Source organism: Sediminibacterium roseum (assembly GCF_009939005.1).
Classification (GTDB): Bacteria; Bacteroidota; Bacteroidia; order Chitinophagales; family Chitinophagaceae; genus Sediminibacterium; species Sediminibacterium roseum.
On the sequence record NZ_JAACJS010000012.1, the window covers coordinates 396317 to 420652 of the forward strand.

At 48.2% G+C, this 24336-nt stretch carries 20 protein-coding genes; 4 read left to right on the forward strand and 16 right to left on the reverse strand.

The features are described from left to right. Positions 1-6: 6 nt before the first annotated feature. From rpmB to GWC95_RS10070, 4 genes are all read right to left on the reverse strand, one after another. Positions 7-372, reverse strand: coding sequence for a 50S ribosomal protein L28 (gene rpmB, locus GWC95_RS20100; protein ID WP_449421092.1), 366 nt, complete (start codon positions 370-372; stop codon positions 7-9). 49 nt (positions 373-421) lie between these two features. Next, positions 422-796 carry a retropepsin-like aspartic protease gene (locus GWC95_RS10065; RefSeq protein ID WP_161818575.1) on the reverse strand — a complete coding sequence of 125 codons (375 nt, stop codon included), beginning with the start codon at positions 794-796 and terminating at the stop codon, positions 422-424. A gap of 77 nt (positions 797-873) precedes the next feature. Then, positions 874-1395, reverse strand: coding sequence for an ATP-binding cassette domain-containing protein (locus tag GWC95_RS20105; protein WP_237722122.1), 522 nt, complete (start codon positions 1393-1395; stop codon positions 874-876). After that, positions 1296-2498: an ABC-F family ATP-binding cassette domain-containing protein gene (locus GWC95_RS10070; protein WP_237722123.1), complete on the reverse strand. Its 1203-nt coding sequence runs from the start codon at positions 2496-2498 to the stop codon at positions 1296-1298. Before GWC95_RS10070 ends, GWC95_RS20105 begins: the two co-directional genes overlap by 100 nt. Positions 2499-2694: 196 nt before the next feature. Here GWC95_RS10070 and GWC95_RS10075 point away from each other — a divergent pair, with 196 nt between their 5' ends. Next, positions 2695-3825, forward strand: coding sequence for an AI-2E family transporter (locus GWC95_RS10075; RefSeq protein WP_161818576.1), 1131 nt, complete (start codon positions 2695-2697; stop codon positions 3823-3825). Between the two features lie 115 nt (positions 3826-3940). On the opposite strand, the gene GWC95_RS10080 is transcribed toward GWC95_RS10075, so the two are convergent. From GWC95_RS10080 to GWC95_RS10090, 3 genes are all read right to left on the reverse strand, one after another. After that, positions 3941-4135 (reverse strand): KTSC domain-containing protein, encoded by a 195-nt coding sequence (locus GWC95_RS10080; protein WP_161818577.1) that lies wholly within the window; start codon positions 4133-4135, stop codon positions 3941-3943. 99 nt (positions 4136-4234) lie between these two features. Then, complete coding sequence (locus tag GWC95_RS10085) at positions 4235-5245, reverse strand: lipid A deacylase LpxR family protein (protein ID WP_161818578.1); 1011 nt, start codon at positions 5243-5245, stop codon at positions 4235-4237. 44 nt (positions 5246-5289) lie between these two features. Then, positions 5290-6021, reverse strand: coding sequence for an endonuclease (locus GWC95_RS10090; RefSeq protein WP_161818579.1), 732 nt, complete (start codon positions 6019-6021; stop codon positions 5290-5292). An 81-nt stretch (positions 6022-6102) separates the two neighbouring features. Here GWC95_RS10090 and GWC95_RS19605 point away from each other — a divergent pair, with 81 nt between their 5' ends. Next, positions 6103-6252 (forward strand): hypothetical protein, encoded by a 150-nt coding sequence (locus GWC95_RS19605; protein WP_202630258.1) that lies wholly within the window; start codon positions 6103-6105, stop codon positions 6250-6252. A gap of 86 nt (positions 6253-6338) precedes the next feature. On the opposite strand, the gene GWC95_RS10095 is transcribed toward GWC95_RS19605, so the two are convergent. Together GWC95_RS10095 and GWC95_RS10100 are read right to left on the reverse strand one after the other, a co-directional pair. Next, positions 6339-7163: an SGNH/GDSL hydrolase family protein gene (locus GWC95_RS10095; protein WP_161818580.1), complete on the reverse strand. Its 825-nt coding sequence runs from the start codon at positions 7161-7163 to the stop codon at positions 6339-6341. An 89-nt stretch (positions 7164-7252) separates the two neighbouring features. Continuing rightward, a complete protein-coding gene (locus GWC95_RS10100) occupies positions 7253-7465 on the reverse strand; it encodes a hypothetical protein (RefSeq protein ID WP_161818581.1) in 213 nt (70 codons plus the stop codon). A gap of 10 nt (positions 7466-7475) precedes the next feature. Here GWC95_RS10100 and GWC95_RS10105 point away from each other — a divergent pair, with 10 nt between their 5' ends. Then, positions 7476-10160 carry an outer membrane beta-barrel protein gene (locus GWC95_RS10105; protein ID WP_161818582.1) on the forward strand — a complete coding sequence of 895 codons (2685 nt, stop codon included), beginning with the start codon at positions 7476-7478 and terminating at the stop codon, positions 10158-10160. A gap of 78 nt (positions 10161-10238) precedes the next feature. Continuing rightward, a complete protein-coding gene (locus GWC95_RS10110; protein WP_161818583.1) occupies positions 10239-11990 on the forward strand; it encodes an SMP-30/gluconolactonase/LRE family protein in 1752 nt (583 codons plus the stop codon). 132 nt (positions 11991-12122) lie between these two features. Here GWC95_RS10110 and GWC95_RS10115 read toward each other — a convergent pair whose 3' ends face one another. The 7 genes from GWC95_RS10115 to GWC95_RS10145 form a co-directional block, all read right to left on the reverse strand. Beyond that, a complete protein-coding gene (locus tag GWC95_RS10115; protein ID WP_161818584.1) occupies positions 12123-12557 on the reverse strand; it encodes a carboxymuconolactone decarboxylase family protein in 435 nt (144 codons plus the stop codon). Positions 12558-12664: 107 nt separating this feature from the next. Next, the gene (locus GWC95_RS10120) at positions 12665-13240 is read right to left on the reverse strand and encodes a Crp/Fnr family transcriptional regulator (protein ID WP_161818585.1); all 576 of its coding nucleotides are present in this window, start codon (positions 13238-13240) and stop codon (positions 12665-12667) included. Next, the gene (locus GWC95_RS10125; RefSeq protein WP_161818586.1) at positions 13237-15291 is read right to left on the reverse strand and encodes a sensor histidine kinase; all 2055 of its coding nucleotides are present in this window, start codon (positions 15289-15291) and stop codon (positions 13237-13239) included. The genes GWC95_RS10120 and GWC95_RS10125 overlap by 4 nt, the downstream gene beginning before the upstream one ends. A gap of 113 nt (positions 15292-15404) precedes the next feature. Next, positions 15405-16646 carry a sensor histidine kinase gene (locus GWC95_RS10130; protein ID WP_161818587.1) on the reverse strand — a complete coding sequence of 414 codons (1242 nt, stop codon included), beginning with the start codon at positions 16644-16646 and terminating at the stop codon, positions 15405-15407. 63 nt (positions 16647-16709) lie between these two features. Then, positions 16710-23114 carry a HAMP domain-containing protein gene (locus tag GWC95_RS10135; RefSeq protein WP_202630259.1) on the reverse strand — a complete coding sequence of 2135 codons (6405 nt, stop codon included), beginning with the start codon at positions 23112-23114 and terminating at the stop codon, positions 16710-16712. 250 nt (positions 23115-23364) lie between these two features. Then, positions 23365-23799, reverse strand: coding sequence for an META domain-containing protein (locus tag GWC95_RS10140; protein WP_161818588.1), 435 nt, complete (start codon positions 23797-23799; stop codon positions 23365-23367). An 81-nt stretch (positions 23800-23880) separates the two neighbouring features. Beyond that, on the reverse strand, positions 23881-24204 hold the full coding sequence (locus GWC95_RS10145) for a carboxypeptidase regulatory-like domain-containing protein (RefSeq protein ID WP_161818589.1): 324 nt from the start codon (positions 24202-24204) through the stop codon (positions 23881-23883). Positions 24205-24336 lie beyond the last annotated feature (132 nt).

Consider the following 24336-nt stretch of genomic DNA (forward strand, 5'->3'; position numbering starts at 1 on the left):
GAATACTTAGATTTTTACGCCTTCTGCTCTCAGTCCCTTGATCACCGATGCCAAACCATTCTTGTTGATGGTCCTGATCGCATCTGTAGAAACTTTAATAGAAACCCAACGGTCTTCCTCAGCAAAGAAGAAACGCTTTTTCTGCAAATTTGGTAAGAAACGACGTTTGGTCTTAATGTTAGAGTGTGAAACGCTGTTTCCAACAATTGGCTTTTTACCTGTAACCTGACATACTTTTGCCATGACGCTTGATTTTTTCCGATTTTTTCGGGAGGCAAAGGTAGGGAAATGCAGCAAAATACCAATACCAAAACCGCTTTTTTTATTTAATTTCTTAACATTCCGGTATAAAAAAGGCTTGGCAATTGCCAAAATCGAAGGTTATCCACATTTCGGCCGGTGAAATTACCCAATTTCCTTTTTAAACCTGCATTTTCATGACCCGCGGGTCAACCGAAACCGTATCGCGCTCAAAATCCAGTTTGATGCGCCATTTCTGAAGGGTTGTAGCGCCTATCACCGCCTCCTCACTCAACCCTGGTACCACCAGGAACTCGTCGCTTATCAATATGTCATCGATGTAAAAATCAAGGATCACCCGCTCCGTAACGGTAATGAAATGCCCTTCACTGGCCGTGGCCACTTTTTTAGGAATACCGATGCTGGTGGGATTTTCCAGTTTCGGAACAAATTCAGGACTGATACACGAAAGATTGGCACCGCTGTCGAACAAGGTATACAACCGCGATTCGCCTTTCGAACCCACATACAACAAAGGCAATTTAATAACCGACATTTCTTTGATTTTGCATCCAATTTACAACACAAAAGCCGGTCAAAAACCGGCTGTGTTATATACTGCGTATTAATACCTTATTTATACATTTCTTCACGTAGCTCTTTTACGCGGCTGTCTTCCATGTATTCATCAAAGGTCATCAGGCGGTCGATGATGCCTTTGGGTGTTAACTCGATGACGCGGTTGGCCACCGTTTGCATAAACGTATGGTCATGCGAAGTGATCAGCACCACGCCCGGAAACGTCTGGCAGCCTTCGTTGAAACTCTGGATACTCTCCAGGTCGAGGTGGTTGGTGGGCTGGTCGAGGATGATCAGGTTGGGGTTCTGCAGCATCATACGGCTCACCATGCAGCGTACTTTCTCTCCCCCGCTCAATACATTGGTCTTTTTCTGGATATCGTCGCCGCTGAACAGCATTTTTCCCAGGAACCCACGGATGAACGGTTCATCTGCATCCGTTACATGCGGCGGCACAAACTGGCGCAGCCAATCCATCAGGCTAAGCCCCTCTGTAAAAAATTCCTGGTTCTCCTGTGGCAGATAGGCTTTTGTAATGGTTGTTCCCCACTCAAACTTACCCGTATCAGGCTGCATTTTTCGTTGATCACCTCGAAGAAATTCGTTACCGCCAATGGATCGCGGCTCAGAAACGCAATTTTTTCTCCTTTATTGATGCTGAACGTCACCTTGTCGAAGAGTTTCCGCCCATCCACACTCTTGCTCAGGTTCTCCACATTCAGGATCTGGTTCCCTACTTCGCGCAGCGGCTGGAAGATGATGCCTGGGTATTTACGGTTTGATGGTTCAATTTCTTCGATCACCAGTTTTTCCAGGGCCTTCTTCCGGGAAGTGGCCTGTTTACTTTTGGAAGCGTTCGCAGAGAAACGGGCGATAAAGTCGAGGAGGTCCTTGCGCTTTTCCTCGTTCTTTTTATTACGGTCGTTGATCTGCCGGCTGATCAATTGCGAAGATTCGTACCAGAACGTATAGTTACCTGTAAACACTTTGATCTTTGCACGGTCCACATCGGCTACGTGTGTACAGATGGTATCGAGGAAGTGACGGTCGTGGCTCACCACCAACACGATGTTCTCATAATCTGCGAGGAAGTTCTCGAGCCAGCCGATCGTTTCGATATCGAGGCCGTTGGTGGGCTCATCCAGCAACAGGATGTCGGGATTGCCAAACAATGCCTGTGCCAGCAATACGCGTACCTTGAAAGTGCTTGGAATGTCTTTCATGAGGCTCTGGTGCATATCGGCATTTACACCCAGGCTGCTCAACAGGCTGCCTGCATTGCTTTCGGCTTCGTAACCGCCCATCTCACCAAATTCACCTTCGAGTTCGCCGGCTTTCATACCGTCTTCTTCGGTAAAATCGGCTTTTGCGTAAATGGCGTCGCGTTCGTGCATCACTTCCCAGAGGCGTTTGTGGCCCATGAGAACGGTATTGAGAACGGTACTGTTGTCGAATTCGAACTGGTTCTGTTTCAGAACGGCCATGCGTTCGCCGGGTGTGATCTCTACGGTTCCCTTGTTGGGTTCTATCTCGCCGCTCAGGATCTTTAAAAAAGTGGACTTACCGGCGCCATTCGCACCGATCACCCCATAACAGTTCCCTTTTATGAAGTTGATGTTTACCTCATCAAACAAAACCCTTTTGCCATACGCCAGGGTAACATTTCTTGCACTGATCATTATTTGCGCTGTTTTCGGGCGCAAAAGTAATACAAAACCGCCGATAAGTATAAAGTGGGAAGCAGGATGTACGAATCTGCATTTTCAAAACCATTGATCCGGGCCTTTCCCTTCTTTTCCCCATTGATGTTCAACCGGGAACCTGGAAAAAACGAACTGGTACACTTTTTTAATAACCAAGGCATAATCTACTACTATGCCAACAACCGGCTCGCCGCGCGTTATCAATTTGCCGGTGTACTCTAAACTGTCGCAGATCATCCTGGGGATAATCGGGTTCTTTTTTATTTTGTACGTGGGACAGGACATCCTGATGCCGCTCGTGTTCTCGGTCATTTTTGCGATCCTGCTCAACCCGGCGGTAAACTATTTCTGTGGAAAAGGATTGAACAGGGTATTGTCTATCCTCATCGTGCTCGCCGTTGCCTTTCTCAGCATACTCGGCATCCTGTATTTCCTGGGCATGCAACTGAGCATGTTCACCGAATCGCTGCCGCAGTTCAAAGAACATTTTACGGTGCTGATCAACGATGCGATCAACTGGGTGTCTGCAAAATTCAACATTCCGCAGGCAAACATCGATGCATGGGTGCTGAAGATCAAAAAAGACGGCATGGAACGCGGCCCCTCAATGATCGGCGATGCATTGGGAACGGTAAGCGGCGTGCTTGCCATTGTGTTCCTCCTTCCCGTGTATATGTTCACGATGCTTTATTACAAACCGCTGCTGCTCGAATTTGTTGCGGAGCTTTTCAAGAAGAAGGAGCATGCGCTGGTTGCTGAGGTGTTGTCTGAAACCAAGATATTGATACAGAGTTACCTGATGGGACTGCTGATCGAAATGATCCTTGTGGCCGCAATGAATTCGATCGGGTTGATGATCATCGGCGTGAAGTACGGGTTGCTCATAGGCATCATCGGCGCCATACTGAACCTCATCCCCTACATCGGTGGTATCATCGCTATATTACTTCCGGTATTGATGGCGCTTGCCACCGGCAACAACTCGCAGGCCATCTGGTCGGTGGCCCTGTACCTGGTGGTACAGTTCATCGACAACAACCTCATCGTAACAAAGATCGTTGCCTCCAAAGTGAAGATCAACGCGCTGATCTCTATCGTTGTGGTGTTGATCGGCGGTGCATTGTGGGGCGTTTCAGGTATGTTCCTGTCGATACCCATCACGGCAATTGTAAAAGTTGTGTTCGACAGGATCGAACCACTGAAACCGTTTGGCTTTTTACTGGGAGATAACCAGCCTGATGTTTCAAAAGTGATCTTCCAGTTTAAAAAGAAGAGAGCACCGAAGACGGAGGAAGCAAAATAAGGATGATGCACGAGGTACACATTTCATCAACACAACTGCAAGTGAATTTCTGGTTGAATGAAGTTTCCCGGTAAGTACCGAAAGAAGTTACGGTGGTGATGATCAACTGTCTGCATTACACTTTCCTGAACTCATAAAAACCTTTGATCCGTTCATTCAGGTAAGTTCCTTTGGAGAAAGCGGCTCTCATCTCATCGTAGATCTCCTGCGGAACGTTTAAGTACTCATACACCATTCCCGACACGAACACCACGCGCAGCCGATGTTTGAGCGCATCGTAGGAAAACGATCTGATCACCGTAGAAGGCATATACAGTGTTTGAAGAATAAAAACAATGGGGCTTTACAGCACGCGGTACACAATCATTTCATTTTAATTATTTATCATCTCTGTTTTACACTGACCATTCTACCAGCCAACGGTCAATGTAAAATTCCCGACGGGATGCGCAGGATAACCTTTCAGCAATGGCGCCATCACTTTCTGTGTAACGGAAAAACCCATCTTTCCCGATACGATCTGTAATCCTGCGTCAATCACGGGGTGAATGCCGTGATCCGTTGCATACGGCTGCTGCTCTCCTTTCGTCTGCCGGTAATATTCATTCCTGCCTGCAAAAACGCCTCCGTCTACAAACGCATTGTATGCCGTTACATACAGGCCCGGTTTCGCAACGGCATAGATCTGGAACCGGTGCGGTTTGTTCTCACGCGGCGAGCCCGACTGCGACAGCAACCCATCGTAATAGGGTTCCATCTTGCCGATGCGTAACAAACCATATACGGTGGCCGCATTTTCCATCGTTCCTGCTTTAAGCCCTGCGCCCCCGCTTACCTCTAACCACCTGCCCTGCTGCCACAATAATTTTTCACCACTAATGCTGAGGTTGAGCAGTACATCCGTTGGCATCTGGTGATCCCAACCCATTGGCAACTGGTATTTGATCCACCTGTGAAAACCTTCCTGTACCTCGTTTGCATACGAGTAAGGCCCGATGATGCCCGCGCTCAATTCTGTGCGCAGGTTGAATTTCGCAATGGGATTGGAGGAGTGCAGCGAATGGATCGCAAACAGGCCGCTCGCATATGGATAATCGTTTACATCCGGTTCGGTTGTAATAATGTCGTCTGGCGTATACGCAACCTGCACCAGGCTCCATCCAAAAGTATTCACCGCAACGCCGCCGGCTTTGGGAAACCACCGGTCGAGAAAAAACCGCGAGGCATGATCCCTGGTGTAAAAATAATCCAGGCGCGTACCAAACGTGTAAGCATGATCCGTGCCTTTACCCGCAAAATTGATAAAATCATTATCGTAATACAGGCGGAACATGTGTCGGTATGAACTTCTCTCCTGCGCATCCAGCATCGAAACAGAACCCGCCATAACCAAGATCAACATAAGTACTATTCTCTTCATCACTACTTCTTTAACCCTCTGCACGAAAAAAAATTATGCCAGATTTAACTGTATAATTTTTGGCAGGTTTTGCAGCAGAATGTTTTCCGGTTAGACCTGCCCATGTTCTTTTTGAGAAACGGAGTGCCATCTCGCGGGCAAACTTTCTGGTTGTATGCAAGCCAGTGTTTTTTCAGCACAAACGCTTTTTTCCATTCAAGAAAATCAAAACTGTAGGCCACGGCTTCTTTCAGCAGTTGCTTCATCTTTGCAGCAGGTAGTTCCTCCACTTTGCTTTCGGGATGCACTTCGATCCTGAACAACACTTCATTTTTGATGATGTTTCCAACACCTGAAAAAATTGACTGGTCCATCAACGCATCACAAACCAACATACCCGGTTGCGCCAGCATTTTCTTTTTTGCTTTTGCGGGATCGAACGCCGGGTTCATCACATCTGCCGACCAATCGTACACTTCGTCCAGATCGCCCTCTATCAACTTGATGGAACAGGTGTAGAAATTCAGTTGCCCATTGTTGAAGCGAAACCCCAGCCTCGCCTTCACCGTTTTCTGATCATTGATCACATAGGAACCGAACAGCATGAAATGAATACGGATCGAGAATTTCTTGAAACACACCAGGAAATGCTTGCCCCAGCTTTTGAAGTCCTGGATCACCAGTCCTTCCAGCGGTGGCAGATCTTCCTTCGTGTTGCCATACGATTCAAGGATCTTCTTTCCTTTGAATTGCTGCACCAGTTCTTTGAGGATGACGATGGACGGGCCTTCGGGCATGATTCGTTTTTTTTATAAGATGAAAAAAAACGAGCCACGGTTTCCGGCATTCTTTTCGCAACAGAAACTAAAAAGCACCAGATGATCAGGAAATTAAAATCAGGACAATACCGTATCTATTCACGGAAAAAAGATCCTAAAACAAACAAGCGCAGGAACCTCGGCACGTTCGATTCAATGGATGCTGCAAAGAAGCATGAAAAAGAGATCCAGTATTTCAAGCACCATTAATTGAAGGCGATCTGCGAACGTAAAACTGATGAGTAATTTCATCCACAATATCCCGCTGTGCGATGTTGAACGGAGGCGTGATGTTGTTATTTCTTCAATAGCTTCACCAACTGATCCGCGATGATCTTGTATCCTTTGTCCGATGGATGCAGCCCGTCGTAAGTGATATCGATCGATCCGACGGGGTAAGGATACTCATCTGTTTCCGGGTTGAAGGGCACGCCTATAAAATCGGGATACGAATAGTTCCGGTATGCGCCGGCTGTCTGAGGGTCCTTTAAACGTTTATAAACGACCAGGTTTTTCAATTGCATTTGTTTGTTGTGATACAGATCCACCACTGCAACATGCTCATGTTTCCCGATCTTTTTAATGGCGTCTGCAAACTGTTCGAGCCATTGGCCGTTCTTGTCTTTGTAGGAGCCGTACGCGTTGTTCTTAAAATTGTTGATGTAAACAAAATCCACGCGCTGCATCGGTGTGATGAGAATGATCTTCGCATCGGGATTTAATTGCTTCAGTTTATCGAGGATGATCCTGAACGCGCCGTTTACCGTTTCCAGGCCGGTGTTGTTCTCATAATCGCTGAAAGTTCCGAGTGGTTTTCCTGCCCACCAGTCGTTCGTTCCCAAAAACACAGAATAGACATCGGCTTCCTGAATGCCCAGTTTCCCGATCTCCGTTGCAATGCGGATGGCCGTCCACCCGTTGTGGCCCTGGTTGGTATAGGAAAAACCGGGCAGTTCTTCAACCACCCGTGTCATATAACCTTTGGTGATGCGGTGGCCTGTTTCGTCCGGGTGTTCGTTGAGGTAAGTAATGGAATCGCCGATCGCTACCCATGTCTTCTTTTTCTCCTGGAAAGAGCAAAACAGGCAGATGGCCGCGAGCAGTAAACAGAGCTTTTTCATCGTGTTGATTTGTTAATAAATATAAAACAAATCCGCCGCGGTGGCATGTGTTTTTAACGTGTATGGGCGATGGTTGATTTCATCACTTTTTATTCCAATGTTATGTTGCCACGCAAATCTTTTTTACTCTGTATCGCACTGATAATCACAGTATTTTGCCACGCGCAAAACCGCCGGCTCACCGGCTGGGTAAAGAGCAACGATTCGGTTACCGCACTGCCCGGTGTTACTGTTCTATTACGCGGCATAAAAGATTCCACCGATAGAAAAGCAACTGTCACCGATTCATTGGGACGCTTCATTTTCACCGGTATGAAACGCGATTCTTTCCGCATCACTTTGAGCTCCATCGGCTTCGCAACCACCAATGTTTATGCAAAAGTAGATACCGCGGATGTTGACATGGGTTTTGTATTTCTTACCGCAACAACAGATGTAAGCTCTTCCGTTACAGTGGTGTCTTCCGCCGCTCCTGTGGTTCAGAAAGGCGATACGGTTCAGTTCAGCGCCAGTCAATACAAAGTAAACCCGGACGCAAGCGCCGAAGACCTTGCCAGGAAGATCCCCGGCATCACCGTTGAGAACGGGCAGGTTAAAGCGAATGGCGAGAACGTGCAGAAAGTAACCATCGACGGACGGGAACTGTTCGGCGATGATGCAACGGCAGCTTTGAAAAACCTTCCTGCAGAGATCATCGATAAGATACAGGTGTTCGACCGGCTGAGCGACCAGGCGCAGTTCACTGGTTTCGACGATGGAAGCAGTACCAAAGGCATCAACATCGTAACCAAGGCCAATATGCGCAACGGGCAGTTTGGAAGGATCTTCGCCGGGTATGGATCAGACGATCATTACTGGGCAGGTGGTAATACAACCTTTCTCAACGGCACGCGCAAAATCTCACTCGTTGGAAATTTCAACAACGTTAACCAGCAGAATTTTGCATCGCAGGATCTGCTCGGCGTAACCAATACCAATACACAACGCGGTGGCGGTGGCGGCGGCGGGCAGCGTGGCGGAGGACAACGCGGTGGTGGTGGCGGCCAGGCAGCAGGCGGAAACAATGGCGGCGGTGGTGGCGGTGGGTTTGGGAACAACAGTAATTTCCTGGTGGGACAGCAGACCGGCATCAACAAGACCAATGCGATCGGCATCAACTATGCAGACAACTGGGGTAAAAAAATAATTGTATCAGGAAGTTATTTCTTCAACAACAGCGACAACACAACGGATGAAGCGGTAAGCAGGAAATATTTCCTCGATGGCATCCCGAACTACGATCAAAGAACGTTTTCAAACAGCAAGAACAACAACCATCGCTTCAGCCTGAGGTTTGAATATACGCTCGATTCGAACAACCAGTTGATCGTTACGCCAAGCGTGAGTTTCCAGGATAACAAATCGTTCAGGAACACTACAACCTCTTTCTTCGATCCGCTATCGGGTGCGCTTACCGCAAGAACGAACAACACAACCAACAGCATCCGTTCCGGCAACAACATCAACAACAACATCCTGTGGCGGCATAGTTTTGCGAAGAAAGGAAGAACGTTTTCAGTGAACCTTACCAACTCATTCAACAGACGAATGGGCGATGTATACACAACATTATACGATACGACTTTTACAGGATCGGGTTTTACCGATTCAACCACGCAGCGTTTTACCGACCAGCTGACCAACGGGTATTCGGTTTCTGCCAACATCGTTTATACAGAACCGATCTCGCAGAATTCGCAGCTGCAATTGAATTACAATCCTTCGTATACAAAAAGCAAAGCAGACCAGGAAGCCTACCAGTTTCAGAAATCAACCAACGATTATTCGGTGTTTGACCCAACGCTCTCGAGTAAATTTGAAAATACCAACTCGGGCCAGAACGCGGGCATTGCCTACAGGTACGGCACACGAGACAACCAGTTGTCGTTTGGCGTGAACTACCAGCGCACAGACCTCTTCAGCATACAGGAGTTCCCTCGTGCGTTGCGCGTTACCAAAACGTTTGTGAATTACCTGCCGAATGCGATGATGCGTTTCAAACTTTCACAACGAAGCAATATCCGGTTGTTTTACCGTGCAAGCACCAACCAGCCATCGGTAACACAGTTGCAGGATGTATATGATGTAACCAATATACCTGCAGTAACGGCTGGCAACCCGGATCTTTCGCAACAATACGCGCACATGATCAACGGCCGTTACACTTTTTCAAACACGGGCAAAGGGATCTTGTTTGTCGGGAACATTTTTGTGCAGACCGCAAGCAACTACATCACCAACGCAACTTTTATACCGCTGGTTGATTCTGTACTCACACCAGACGTATCATTGAAAGCCGGGCAAACCCTTACCAAACCCATTAACCTTGATGGTTATTTCAGCCTGCGTTCGTTCGTTACGTTTGCGATGCCGTTGAAATTTATCAAGTCGAGTATCAATTTCAATGGTGGTGTTTCTTATTCAAAACTGCCGGGTATGATCAATTACCGTTCGAACCTGTCAAAAACAACAACGTACACCGCGGGCGCCGTGATCGCCAGCAATGTGAGCCAGTATGTAGATTTTACCGTTTCCTATTCAGGGAGCTTCAACGACATCAAAAACAACCTTCAACCCACGCTGAACACAAAATATTATTCGCATGTGGCGAGTGTGCAGTTTAACCTGTTGTCGAAAAGAGGTTGGTTTTTCCAGAACGACCTGAACAACCAGTTGTACAGCGGCCTGTCTGCGGGATTCAACCAAAGTTATTTTTTATGGAACATGAGCGCCGGCAAAAAATTCCTGGCCAACCAGAAAGGCGAGTTGAAATTAAGTGTGTTTGACCTGTTGAAACAAAACCAGGCGATCAGCAGGAACGTGACCGAAAACTATTACGAAGACATACAGAACCGTGTGTTGCAGCAGTACTTCATGCTTACCTTCACTTACAATCTCCGGAACTTTGGAACAGGCGCAGCCGCCAGCTCCAACAGGAGGGCAAACCGCGGAGGTTAGTGTTTGGCGTTGGGATGGAATAAGTTTATATTAGCGAAGGCTTTCTTCACATCCAACTCCAACCCTAACCGGCCCACCATGAGATCTTTTTTACTGTTCGGTCTATTGATTGTGCACACATGCCTGTTTGCGCAAACGCCTGCTGCCGTTAATTATCCCGTTGATTCTGCTTCGGTGGAGCACCCGGGCGTTCCGAAAGGTGAGATCATCAAACTCAGTTTCAGCAACTCGAAGATATTTCCCGGAACATGGCGCGAATATTGGATATATGTGCCGGCACAATACGATCCCGCAAAACCGGCCTGTTTGTATGTAAACCAGGATGGCATTCAATGGAAAGCGCCTGTTGTTTTCGACAACCTTATCCACCAGAAGGAAATGCCCGTTACCATCGGCGTTTTTATAAATCCCGGGCGCGTGGTTGCAAAAGATGCGCAGACAGGGCTAGACCGGTTTAACCGCAGCTATGAGTACGATGGATTGGGTGATGCCTATGTGCGCTTTCTGCTCAATGAAATTCTGCCTGAAGTGGAGAAACAAAAAACAAGCGATGGCCGCGCCATCCGCCTGTCGAAAAACGGTAACGACCGCGCTATCGGCGGATCGAGCAGTGGTGCAATCTGCGCCTTTACCGCTGCATGGGAACGGCCGGATGCCTTCTCGCGCGTATTCAGCGCCATCGGCACCTACGTGGGATTGCGTGGCGGAGAGCGCTACTCTACGTTGGTCAGAAAAACAGAACCCAAACCCATACGCATTTTTTTACAAGATGGATCAGACGATCTAAACATCTACGCAGGCGACTGGTGGAAAGCAAACGAAAGCATGGAACGCGCGCTGAGTTTTGCGGGTTACGAAGTAAAACACGAATGGGGACAGGAAGGGCACAACGGCCGCCAGGGCACCGCCGTTTTCCCTGATGCGATGCGGTGGCTCTGGAAAGACTGGCCAAAAGCGGTTCAGAAAGGATCATCAAAAAACCAGATGGCAGGAGAAATATTCCTGCCCGGCAGTGAATGGGAACTGGTTGGGCAAGGTTATGATTTTACAGAAGGCACTTCCGCGAATGCAAAAGGGGAAGTTTTTTTCCAGGACATCAAAAAATCGATCACGTTCAAAGTTGCAACAGATGGGAAACTTACCACTGTAAAATCAGACGACAACAAAGAAAGCGGAACCTGTTTTGGCATCGATGGCAAACGATACGTTGTAACCGGCAACAAGCAAATCCTTGCCTACGATGAAACGGGCAAAGCAACCACCATAGCCACAGATCTTGCAGGGAACGACCTGGTAATGTCAAACAACGGGAACCTTTATGTTACGGCGCCCGATGGCAGGGAAAATCCAAGTAAGATCTACCTGGTTCGTGCCAACGGGGAAAAAATTGTGGTTGACGAAGGATTGAAATACGCAAACGGCATTGCGCTCACACCCGACCAGACCCAATTATACGTAACGGAATCGACCTCGCATTGGGTTTGGATCTATTCCATCAATGCAGACGGCACTTTATCGAACAAACAAAAATACGGATGGCTCCATGTGCGCGACAATGATGAAAGCGCATGGTCAGACGGACTGAAATGCGACCGCGATGGCCGCGTATATGTTGCCACGAAAATGGGTATCCAGGTGCTCGATCAGACCGGCCGCGTTAACGTGATCATTCCTGTACCCAGCGGCGAACCGGCAAATCTTTGCTTCGGTGGCGTTGATTTTGACACGATGTATGTTGCCTGCAGAGACAAAGTATACCGCAGAAAAATGAAAGTACATGGTGCGAATGCGTTTTCTGCGCCGATAAAACCCGCAAACCCGAAATTATAATTAGGAATTAGTAATTAGGAATTAGGAATTCAGTAAATCAGTGTTCAATATCCTAATTACTAATCCTTAATTCCTAATATTTAACTCCTACTTCTAATTCCTAATTCCTAATTACTAATTCCTAATTATAATCTATTCTGGTTGTAGTTCACTAAACACCCCTATCCTGTTCCACATATTGATTGTAACGATCATCATTACCACATCGGCGAGGTAGGCTTCGCCGAGGAGTTCTGCGGCTGTTGCGTAGGTGGCATCAGACACAGCATTGCTGATCATCGTTATTTCTTCTGTGAGCTGGAGAATGATTCTTTCTTCCGCTGTATAAAGCGTGGTTTCCTTCCAGGCGTTGAGCAGGTATATGCGCTGTTCGGTTTCGCCCAGTTTGCGGGCATCTTTGGTATGCATGTTGATACAATAGGCACAACCATTGATCTGTGAGGCCCTGATCTTGATCAGCTCTTTGTGCAACGGTTGCAGTTTTGTTGTTGCGATGAATTTTTCCATACCGAGCATCGCTTTGTACCCCTCGGGTTGGGTCTTTAAAATGTTGATCCTGTTTTGCATGACTGTTGTTTTTTGTAATGCAAAGCTCCACTATGTAAAACGGAATAATCTTGAAGTAGTTCAAGAAACAGGATCTCGCCTTCCCGAACAAGTGTCTGGGTTATGTTTTAAACTTTGCCAGCGCGGATCTTGCTTAAAAATTCAGGCGTAAACCCAAGGTACGAAGCAAGCATATACTGCGGCACACGCTGCACAAACTCAGGAAACAGGTTATTGAAATGATGGTAGCGCTCCTCTCCCGACTGGCTGTACAAATATTTGATCCGCAATTGATAGGCGCCATAAGCGCGCTGAAGGATCAAACGGAAATACCGCTCAAGCTTCGGCAACTTCACAAGAAGTTCGTCCTGCTTTATTTTGGTAATGCTGTAAACGGATGAATTCTCTACCGCCTGCACAAAAAAATTAGACGGCGCCTCTTGTTCAAATGCAAGAAAATCTGTGAGCCACCAGTTTTCAAGGGCAAACTGCGTAGTGTGTTCAACACCTTTGTCGGTCAGGAAAAAATTACGGAGACAGCCTTTGTCTACAAAATACAACGCATGGCAAACCTGTTCCTCCTTCAGCAAAAATGATTTCTTTTTATACATCTGCTGTGTGAATTGTGAAGCAACAAGCAGTTGTTCTTCTTCGTTCAGGGGAACATATTTTTGAATATGGGTTAGCAGGGAATTGTTGATCATTGCGAAACCGGCTGTTCGGCCAAAGGTAAGGATACAAAAAAACTTGCGCCTTGTCCCTTCTCGCTTTCAAACCATATTTTTCCTTTGTGAAGGGAAATGATCTGTTTAGATATGGACAACCCAAGCCCAAAAGACGCTTCTCCCGAAGTTCCGGGGCTTCCTGCACCTGTTGATTCAAATATGCGGTGCTTGAAATTGTCGGGGATGCCGATTCCCTGGTCGTGAATGGCAATGATGACCTGGCCGTTGTTGAGCTCCGTTGTAATCCTTATCTCACCATTCTGCCGGCTGAATTTGATGGCATTGCTCACCAGGTTACTGAACACGCGCCACAATTTCTCCTGGTCGCCCGAAACATAGGCCGGCACTGTATCCAGTATAACCACCTGGTTCTTCTCCTGTACCTGGTGCTCGTACAGCGCCACACAATACCGGAGTATATCTGCGATATTGATGATTTCGATATTCTTTAGTTTGCTGAATGCCTGCATATCATTCAACAGGTCGTTGATGAGGTTCATCGATTTGGTGCCCGATGTGTGAATGGCGCGCAACATTTCGTCTTTCTTGTCGTCAGGCAACCCGCCCTGTTGCAGGATCTCTGCCAGCGAATTGATCGCGCCCACCGGCCCCCGTAGATCGTGCGCAACGATTCGCATAAAGCGGTTGTTGTTCTGGTGGCTTTGCTCCAGTGCCGTAAGGGTTTGCTGCAGCGCCGCGTTCTTGTGTGTTACTTCGTCGTGAAGCTGTGTAAGCTCCATTACATTCCTGCGCGAACGGCGGTAATTGAGCAAAACCAGGATCACCACCAATACTGCAAGCACCGCTATAACGACCATCAAAATAAGGTACTCGGTTTTTACTTTGTTCTCTTTCTTCAGCACGGTAAGCTGGAACTGGCGGGCAACATCATCCAGCTCCTGCTGTATGTCTACAGACGTGACGGGCCCGGATACATTCGCAACAGAATCGCGGATGCGGTTGTATTCCGACAAATATGCATAGGCAGCCTTGTGATCGCCGGTGTTTTCAGACTGCCGGGAACGCAGCAGGAAATAACCCTCGGAAAGGTCGGGATTCTTGTAGGGCCTGCGCGTGGAATCGATCTGTTGAACGATCTTCTCAGCTTCGTCAAATCTTTTCTGAAGCTGGTACAGTTTGGCGAGTTTGATCCTGCTGTACACGGCATCTTCGGGTGCATGCAAAGGGTGTTCATTGATGGCAATGCTCTGCCCGAGCAACTGCTCCGCTTCTGTATATCTTTTATCGTCGATCGCAACGTTTGCCTTGTTACCGTAGATCACGGCGCGCGCCACCTGTATAAATTCTGCTTTCTCCGGGAAACGGTGCTCGTTCGCATCAATGTAAGCAAGCGCCTTGTCAAAGTAAACGCCCGCACTGTCTTTCATGTTCGCTCTCACATAACAGATCCCGATGTTGTCGTAATTGCCCTGCCGCTGCGCAAATTCGTCGAACGTTCCTTCCGGGCAGCGCTCCGTTTCTTTTATGGATTGTTTATAATAACCTGCGGCCTCCACATATTTTTTCTGCACATAGCAAACGGTGGCCAACCGCGCGCTGTATTCAGACAATGCGCAGGAATCCCTTTTCTCAAGTATGGCGAGCCTTCCCTTGTAATACCATGTAAAAGATTCCGAGTAACGGCGCTGCGAAAGAAAGGCGTCGCCCTTTAAAAAAAGTGTTTTGGCATACAACGGCAGAAAATCAGGTTTGCGGTCGAGCAACTGAAGCATGCTGTCGGCATACACAATAGCGGTTTTAAACGCATGCGCGCGGTAATAGTAGTACGCATATTTATAGGAAAGAACATTCCACTGGTCCTTGATACCGGGATTTTTTATCGACCTTGAGATGGAATCTATCTTACCGAGGAAATCTCCATCCCCGGTTAATTTCAGCGAATAGAAAAAACTGTCGAGCACATCCGTATGATCAATGCGGTTGCGTGGTTCATTTTTACAGGCGGGAAAAACGGAGCCTGCAAGAACGGCGAGAACAATAACAATGCGATATTGGGGATGGATACGCATATTGGCCACAGCAATATAGCGCCGATCCGGAGTATTTACATACGAATTTGGTAGATTTTACGGCACGTTCGCAAAATCTTAATAAAATCCCTTAAAAACATTGGTAAAAAGCACTAATTATCGGCCGGGTTCAGTACCGGAAACGATACGATGAACGTTGATCCTTCGTTCACTTTACTGATCACGGAGATAAAGCCATTGTGTTCTTCCACAATTTTTTTGCAGATAGCGAGGCCAATCCCGGTTCCTTCATATTTGTTTTTATCGTGCAGGCGTTTGAACATCCCGAAGATCTGCTCTGAATACTGTTGCTCAAACCCGATGCCGTTGTCTTCAACAAAGATCCTGCAGTAACTGTTACCGGCCGGGCTTCCTTCTTCCATGATGTTCTGTTGCGCGCGTATGCTGATAACGGGTTTCACATCGGGTTTCGAATATTTGAGCGCGTTACTCACGAGGTTGAAAAACAAGGGCCTGATCAAACCGGGGTTTACATACAGGTGCGGCAATTCATCGATGATCAGTTTTGCATTTTTTTCGAGGATAAGGTCTTCCATTCCGTTCAACACATCCTGCAGCAGTGCGTTCATATCGCTGTGCACGAGCGAGTTTGTTTCGACAGACATTTTAGAGAAAGTAAGTATGTCCTCAATCAGCTTGCGCATACGCACGGCTTCCATCTGGATCTTGGAAATATCGTTCCTGCCCTCTTCATCCAGCAGCGAGCCATACCTGGAGAACAAACGGTCGCTGAAGATCATCATCTTTCGCAATGGCTCCTGCAGGTCGTGCGAGGCCATGAACACCACCCTGTCCAGCTCCTTGTTGGTTGATTCCAGGCGCGCGATGTTATCGAGCAACTGGTAATTCAGTTCTTTCACTTTCTCTTCAGATGCTTTGCGGTCGCGTACCTCGTCGGCCAGGTTTTTGTTGATGGCGATGAGCTTTTTCTCCTGCAGCATCAGGCGATGGTTCTTTTTATACAGATCAACAAACACGCCCACTTTGGCTTTCAGCAGGTTTGGGTTGATGGGTTTGTATATATAATCCACCGCACCGGTCTGGTATCCCTTGAAAACATTTTCGTCGCCATAGCTGTTCGCGGTAATAAAGATGATGGGAATGTGCTGCAGTTTTTCCCGTTCATAGATCAATGATGCGGTTTCAAAACCATCCAGGTTCGGCATTTTCACATCCATCAATATCAGCGCAAAATCAAATTCGTTCAGCAATACCTTCAGAGCCTCGCGTCCGGAATTCGCGCGGACAAAGTAATAGGCCTCATCTCCCAATATCGTTTCAATTGAGAGGAGATTGTCTTCGCGGTCGTCTACGATCAATATCTTGGTACGCATTTCTTTAAGCTATTGCTTTAACTGACGTGTATAATCCTTTTATTTCAATCAATACCACCTGGCTTATTTATAAAACCATATCCGCATCAACGACAACAGCTGGTCGATCTTCAGTGGCTTCGTGATGTAATCCGATGCGCCTGCCTCGATGCATTTCTGTCGGTCGCCCTTCATGGCCTTGGCGGTTACGGCGATGATCGGGAGCATGCTGTTCTTGTGTTCGCGCCTGATCTTCTGTGTTGTTTCGTAGCCATCCATTTCAGGCATCATGATGTCCATCAGCACCATATCGATCTTCGGGTTTTCTGTAAGTATATTGATCGCATCTTTCCCGCTCTCTGCCGTGATCACGTTGATGTGATACCGTTCAAATACGGTTGTGAGCGCGAAAAGATTTCTTACATCATCATCTACCACAAGAATGTTCTTGCCGGTGAGGATATCGTCTTTCAGCCTGATGTTCTCGATCAGTCTTTGTTTATCCGGCGCCAGGTCTTTGTGGTTGATGTGAAGATGCAGCACCGTTTCTTCCAGCAGGTGCTCGAGCGAGTTAACCCCTTTTGTAAGGATCGAATTTGAACTGCGGCTCAGCATACCCAATTCCTGTTTGTCGAAATCTTTTGCCGAATAAACGATCACCGGTGTGAGCCTTCCTTTTATTTCCTTTACCTGGCTCACCAGCTCGTTTCCTGAAATATCCGGCAATGTGTAATCGAGGATGATGCAATCGTATTTTTCTTCACCGATCATTTCCATTGTTTCTTTGCCGGTGCCCGCGAGGGATACATCGATGGAATCATCCGATAACATCTTCACGATCTGTGATGCATCAAGCTCATTGTCTTCTACCACCAGCACCTTCTTTTTTTCGCTTCGCTGAAAATCGGCGATATCGCTGAACAACGCGTTGAGCGATTCGTTCTCCAATGGTTTCAGGTGGAAACTTCTCGCACCGCGTTTGAGCGCAAGGGCCATGTTCTCTTCGCCCGATATGAGGTGGATCGGTATATGGCGGTAGTTAAGATCGTTGCGCAGCAGATCTAGTATCTTCCACCCGCTTGTTTCCGGCAGTTTTACATCGAGTGTGATGGCAATGGGATTAAAGCGGTTGATGAACTCGAACACTTCAATATAACTCACAGCGATGATGGCCTTAAACCCTTCGTTGTGTGCTTTCTCGATGAGGATCTTACCAAAGCGCAGGTCGTCTTCAACGATCAATACCACTTTGTCGCCCGATTGGATGTTGCTCCGGTCGTCGCCGCTTTCATTGATCATCTCATTCACCATGTTCTTCGCATCCGCTCCTTCGTTTGTGATGCGGATCGAGTTGAGCAATGTATCGATGTTGCCGTTGCCTGAACCCGGCTCCGCAACTTTGTACCCGCTGAACTTGTCATCGCCCGCAGCAATTGCAGGCAATCCTTCTGCATTCTCGATCGGGAGGAAGAGTGTGAATGTGCTTCCTGCGCCCGGTGTGCTTTCGAGTTCGATGGTTCCGCCCAGCAGTTCGGCAAGGCCACGGCTGATCGACAATCCCAACCCCGTTCCACCGTACTTCCGGCTCGTTGAACCCTCTGCCTGCTGGAACGCTTCGAAGATGATGTTTTGTTTTTCCTGCGGAATACCGATACCTGTATCGCTGATGGCGAAGGCGGCTACCTGTCCTGCGGCATCCAACACCGCATTTCCAGTTTTCCAGTTTTTGTTGGCCATGTAGATCTTCAGTTTTACTTCGCCTTTCTCTGTAAACTTGAATGAGTTCGACAAAAGATTTTTGAGGATCTGGTTCAGGCGCTGCTGATCGGTTTGAATCACCGGTGGCAACGCTGGGTCTGTTTCTATGTTGAAGCGCAGGTGTCTTGCCTCGGAGATCGGTTTGAAAGTTGTTTCCACAAACCCCGCGATCTCGCCAAAACGAACGGTGCCGAAATTCGCAGAGATGAATCCTGATTCGATCTTGGAGAGATCGAGGATGTCGTTGATCAGCTGTATCAGGTCATCACCGCAGGAGTGAATGGTTTTGGCGTAGCGGATCTGTTTATCGTTCAGGTTGCCTTCCGCATTCTCATACAACTGTTGTGCAAGGATGAGCAAGCTGTTCAGCGGTGTACGCAACTCGTGCGACATGTTCGCAAGGAACTCCGATTTGTATTTTGACGTGAGCGTTAACTGTTCCGCTTTTTCTTCGAGCGATCTTCTTGCTTCTTCCACCTCCCGGTTCTTGTCTTCCACTTCGTTCTTCTGTTTAACAAGGAGAAGGGCTTTGTCCTGCAGCTCATCGTTTGTTCTCGACAACTCTTCCTGCTGCATCTTCAACTCACCTGCAAGGGATTGGGATTGTGTGAGCAGTTCTTCCGTACGTGTATTGGTTTCAATTGTGTTCAATACGATACCGATACTTTCTGTGAGCTGCCCGAGGAAGTCAAGGTGTGTTTTGCTGAACGAATCAAATGAAGCAAGTTCGATAACGGCTTTTACTTCCTTCTCGAACAATACCGGCAATACAATGAGGTTTAACGGCCTTGCATGCCCGAGGCCCGAATTTATTTTTACATAATCGGAAGGCACGTTTGTTAAAAGAATTCTTTCTTTTTCCCTTGCGCACTGTCCCACCAAACCTTCGCCAATGGCGAATTCTTTCGGGATGCCCATTTCATCGCGGTAGGCGTATGCGGAGAAGAGTTTGAGTTTTTTGAGGCTGTCGTCCTGTTTCAGGATATAGAATACGCCATGCTGCGCATTTACTACCTGCGCGAGCTCTGAGAGGATCCGGTTGGTTACGGTATTGAGGTCTTTTTGACCCTGCAGCATCTGCGTAAACTTCGCGAGGTTTGATTTGAGCCAGTCCTGTTCGTGGTTGCGCAGGGTGGTCTCTTTCAGGTTGGCGATCATCTGGTTGATGGTATCTTTCAATGCTTCCACCTCTCCCTTGGCAGCCACGTTGATGCTTCGTGTAAGGTCACCTTTTGTTACGGCCGATGCCACTTCGGAGATCGATCGCACCTGTGTGGTAAGGTTTTCCGCGAGCTGGTTTACGTTCTCTGTAAGGTCTTTCCAGGTACCGGAGGCACCGGGTACGCTTGCCTGTCCGCCCAGTTTTCCATCCACACCTACCTCGCGCGCAACGGTCGTTACCTGGTCCGCAAAAATGGCTAGCGTATCGATCATTTCATTGATCGTATCTGTTAACTGCGATACTTCGCCGAATGCGTTGATCGTTAATTTCTGTTTGAGGTTTCCTTTTGCAACAGAGGTTACCACTTTTGCAATACCCCGCACCTGGCCCGTTAAGTTTGAGGCCATGAAGTTCACTGAATCCGTAAGGTCTTTCCAGGTACCCGCAACACCCGGTACGCTGGCCTGTCCGCCGAGTTTTCCTTCCGTACCCACTTCGCGCGCCACACGCGTTACTTCCGACGCGAAGGCGCGCAGCTGATCCACCATGGTATTGATGGTATTTTTGAGATCGAGGATCTCGCCTTTTACATCCACCATGATCGGTTTCGAAAGGTCACCACTTGCCACCGCTTTGGTTACTTCGGCGATGTTACGTACCTGCGAGGTAAGGTTACCAGACATCTGGTTCACCGAATCCGTAAGGTCTTTCCAGGTACCCGCAACACCGGGTACGAAGGCCTGTCCGCCCAACTTTCCTTCCGTACCTACTTCCGTTGCCACACGTGTTACTTCCGATGCGAAGGCGCGCAATTGGTCCACCATCGTGTTGATGGTTTCTTTGAGCTGGAGGATCTCCCCGCGCACATCCACCGTAATTTTTTTAGACATATCGCCATTCGCCACGGCGATGGCCACTTCGGCGATGTTACGTACCTGGTCGGTGAGGTTACCTGCCATCTGGTTTACCGAATCGGTAAGGTCTTTCCAGGTACCGCCTACGCCAGGCACATTCGCCTGTCCGCCCAGTTTTCCTTCCGATCCTACCTCACGCGCCACACGCGTTACTTCGGATGCGAAGGCGCGTAACTGGTCCACCATGGTGTTGATCGTATTTTTCAATTCGAGGATCTCGCCTTTTACGTTTACCTCGATCTTTCGCGACAGATCCCCTTTGGCCACCGCTGTTGTTACCTCGGCGATGTTACGCACCTGAGAGGTAAGGTTACCCGCCATTTTGTTTACCGAGTCGGTGAGGTCTTTCCATGTACCCGCAACGCCCGGTACATCGGCCTGACCGCCCAGCTGCCCTTCAGAACCTACCTCACGCGCCACGCGCGTAACCTCGGAACCGAATGAGTTGAGCTGGTCCACCATGGTGTTGATCGTATTCTTCAATTCAAGGATCTCTCCTTTTACATCCACCGTAATTTTTCTTGAGAGGTCGCCTTTTGCCACCGCCGTTGTTACGTCGGCGATGTTACGTACCTGTGCGGTAAGGTTACTACCCATCTGGTTCACGGAATCGGTAAGGTCTTTCCACACACCACCCACGCCTTCTACCGTTGCCTGTCCACCCAGTTTTCCTTCCGATCCCACCTCGCGCGCCACACGTGTTACCTCGGAGCCGAACGAGTTGAGCTGATCCACCATGGTGTTGATCGTGTTCTTCAACTCGAGGATCTCTCCTTTTACATCCACCGTAATTTTTCTCGACAGGTCACCTCTCGCCACCGCCGTTGTTACCTCGGCGATGTTACGTACCTGCGATGTAAGGTTACTACCCATCTGGTTCACAGAATCGGTAAGGTCCTTCCATGTACCGCCCACACCTTTTACTTTTGCCTGCCCGCCCAGTTTTCCTTCCGTACCCACCTCCAGCGCCACACGTGTTACCTCGGAAGCGAAGGAGTTGAGCTGGTCCACCATCGTGTTGATCGTATTCTTCAACTCGAGGATCTCTCCTTCTACATTCACCGTAATTTTTTTCGACAGGTCACCGTTCGCCACCGCTGTTGTTACATCGGCGATGTTACGCACCTGTGCGGTAAGGTTACTACCCATCTGGTTTACCGAATCCGTAAGGTCTTTCCATACACCGGCAACACCTCTTACTTTGGCCTGACCGCCCAGTTTTCCTTCCGTACCCACCTCGAGCGCCACACGCGTTACCTCTGATGCGAAGGAGTTGAGCTGGTCCACCATGGTGTTGATCGTATTTTTCAATTCAAGGATCTCTCCTTCTACGTTCACCGTAATTTTTTTCGACAGGTCACCATTCGCCACCGCCGTTGTTACCTCGGCGATGTTACGTACCTGTGCGGTAAGGTTACTACCCATCTGGTTCACAGAATCGGTGAGGTCTTTCCATACGCCACCCACACCTTTTACTTTTGCCTGCCCGCCCAGTTTTCCTTCCGATCCCACCTCGCGCGCCACACGCGTTACCTCGGAAGAGAAAGAGTTGAGCTGATCCACCATCGTGTTGATCGTATTTTTCAATTCAAGGATCTCTCCTTTTACATCCACCGTAATCTGTCTCGACAGATCCCCCTTGGCCACCGCCGTTGTTACCTCGGCAATGTTACGCACCTGGCCGGTAAGGTTACTGGCCATCTGGTTCACGGAATCCGTAAGGTCTTTCCATGTACCGGCAACGCCTTTTACCTGGGCCTGCCCGCCGAGCTTTCCTTCCGTACCCACCTCGAGCGCCACACGCGTTACCTCCGAGGAGAAAGAGTTGAGCTGATCCACCATCGTGTTGATCGTATTCTTCAGCTCAAGGATCTCTCCTTTTACATCTACCGTAATTTTTTTGGATAAGTCGCCCTTCGCAACAGCGGTTGTTACATCAGCAATGTTCCTTACCTGGTCGGTAAGGTTGCTGCCCATCAGGTTCACAGAATCGGTAAGGTCTTTCCACACACCGGACACACCTTTTACTTTTGCCTGTCCACCCAACTTTCCTTCCGATCCCACTTCACGCGCAACACGTGTTACCTCCCGGGAGAAAAGGTTGAGCTGCTTCACCATGTAATTCACTTCTTTGGCAATGTCGAGGAACTCTCCTTTGAGCAAGTGTCCGCCAATGTTCAGCGGCATTTCTTCAGAAAGGTTTCCGTTTGCCACCGAACCAATTACGTGGGCGATCTCGATGGTTGGGTGAACGAGGTCAGAGATCAGCGTATTCAACGAATCAACGCCTTTGTGCCAGGAACCCTTTCCATTGGGCAACGGGATACGCTCCGTAAGTTTACCCTGCTTACCGATGATCTTTCCTGCCTTGGTAAACTCCTCCATCATCTTTTCATTCAGGTCGATGATCTCGTTGAGTGTGTCGGCGATCTTTCCACTGATGCCGGTTTGCGCAGGCATGCGTACGGTAAAGTTCCCATTCTTTACTTCTGTAAGAATGCTGAGCAAGATATCGGCATCGATCAAAACACCGCCTTCTTTGGCGGGTCTTTGGTTTGAAGCCACCTTGACCTTTGTAATGGCCGGCTTTCGCTTCATCACGCGTTTGGGTGCGGCTGGTTCAGCAACGCCGTTTGATCTTGATTTCTTTTCCATAAGTGTTGGTTGCGTTAAAGTGTGGTGTGAAGAAAGCAAAAGGGATTCCCCAAAGTGTAGAATTATTTACGCACAAAAAAGTCCCGCTGTGGAGATTTTTACCTACTGGATGGTTCGCTATACAGTGTCTCAGCATTTAGGTCGCAGCAAATGGATTATTCTTTTCCCTGACCATTTACTTGTATCCATAACAAAACAACTACCGTACCGGATGCCATTAAAAAACATGCATTTTTTGTCTGCGCTTCAACTATTCCGTTGTAATGATCTTATCGGTTCTGCGCATCCATTTGGAGACCGGTGTTTTATCGATCAGCAGCACCAGGAACCCATCCATGAATTTGTAATGATCTACGCGAAGCAGGTTTGTAACAAACTCCTTTTCATTAAATCCTTCGCAGGCAATTTTTGTTACGGCGATGTCTTTATCAAACACGATCGCATCGCCATTTACCCTGAATCCGCCGGTCATCCGGTTGCACCCGGTAAAACCTGTAAAGGTTTTCCTTGCAAGATCAAAGTTCAGCGAAGGAACATGGCCCGTTGCAGTGTCAGAAGGCAACACGGGTTGCAGGAACCATTCTCCCGAGAGCCTTGCAGAATCATTGGCGGTTTTCCTGTCGGTCTGCGCGTTTGAAATTTGCATGATGAAAAGGCAGACGATGCATGTGAACAGTTGTTTCATACATTTCTATTTTCGGCTTTATCATTGAATCGCCAATCGCTTACCTAGACGCAGGCGCCCGGTAAACGATTGACGGGTTAACTATTTATTCTCCATCGTTATCTCCCCCAGGTTCGTGATCTCGCCATCGGCTACTTTCACACCGGTGCGGGTTAGTGTTTTATAATTGCCGCTGGGCTCGATCACCAGTGTATAGATGCCGGCTTTTGCACCTGCTATTTGAAATACGTCTTCCTGGATATTGCTCCGGAGGGTATCTGTGGCGGAATAGATCCAGGCCTGCGTTGCACTGTTGTGTGGTTTGATGGTTCCGATCACCGAACCGGTACGGATGGGCCGTGCAAAAATCAAAAACACCAGCGCCAGAAGCGCCACTGCCCAAAGGATCATTTTATTCTTTTGCATAACACATTTTTTAGGTGGAGTAATACGGAAAGCCATGCAATTCCTATACCCCCGCTGGTCGTATTTCGTTAGGATAATGTTAGGATTTTTTGTGGATGGATGCAGAGCATATCCCCTCTCCATCGGGGCCTT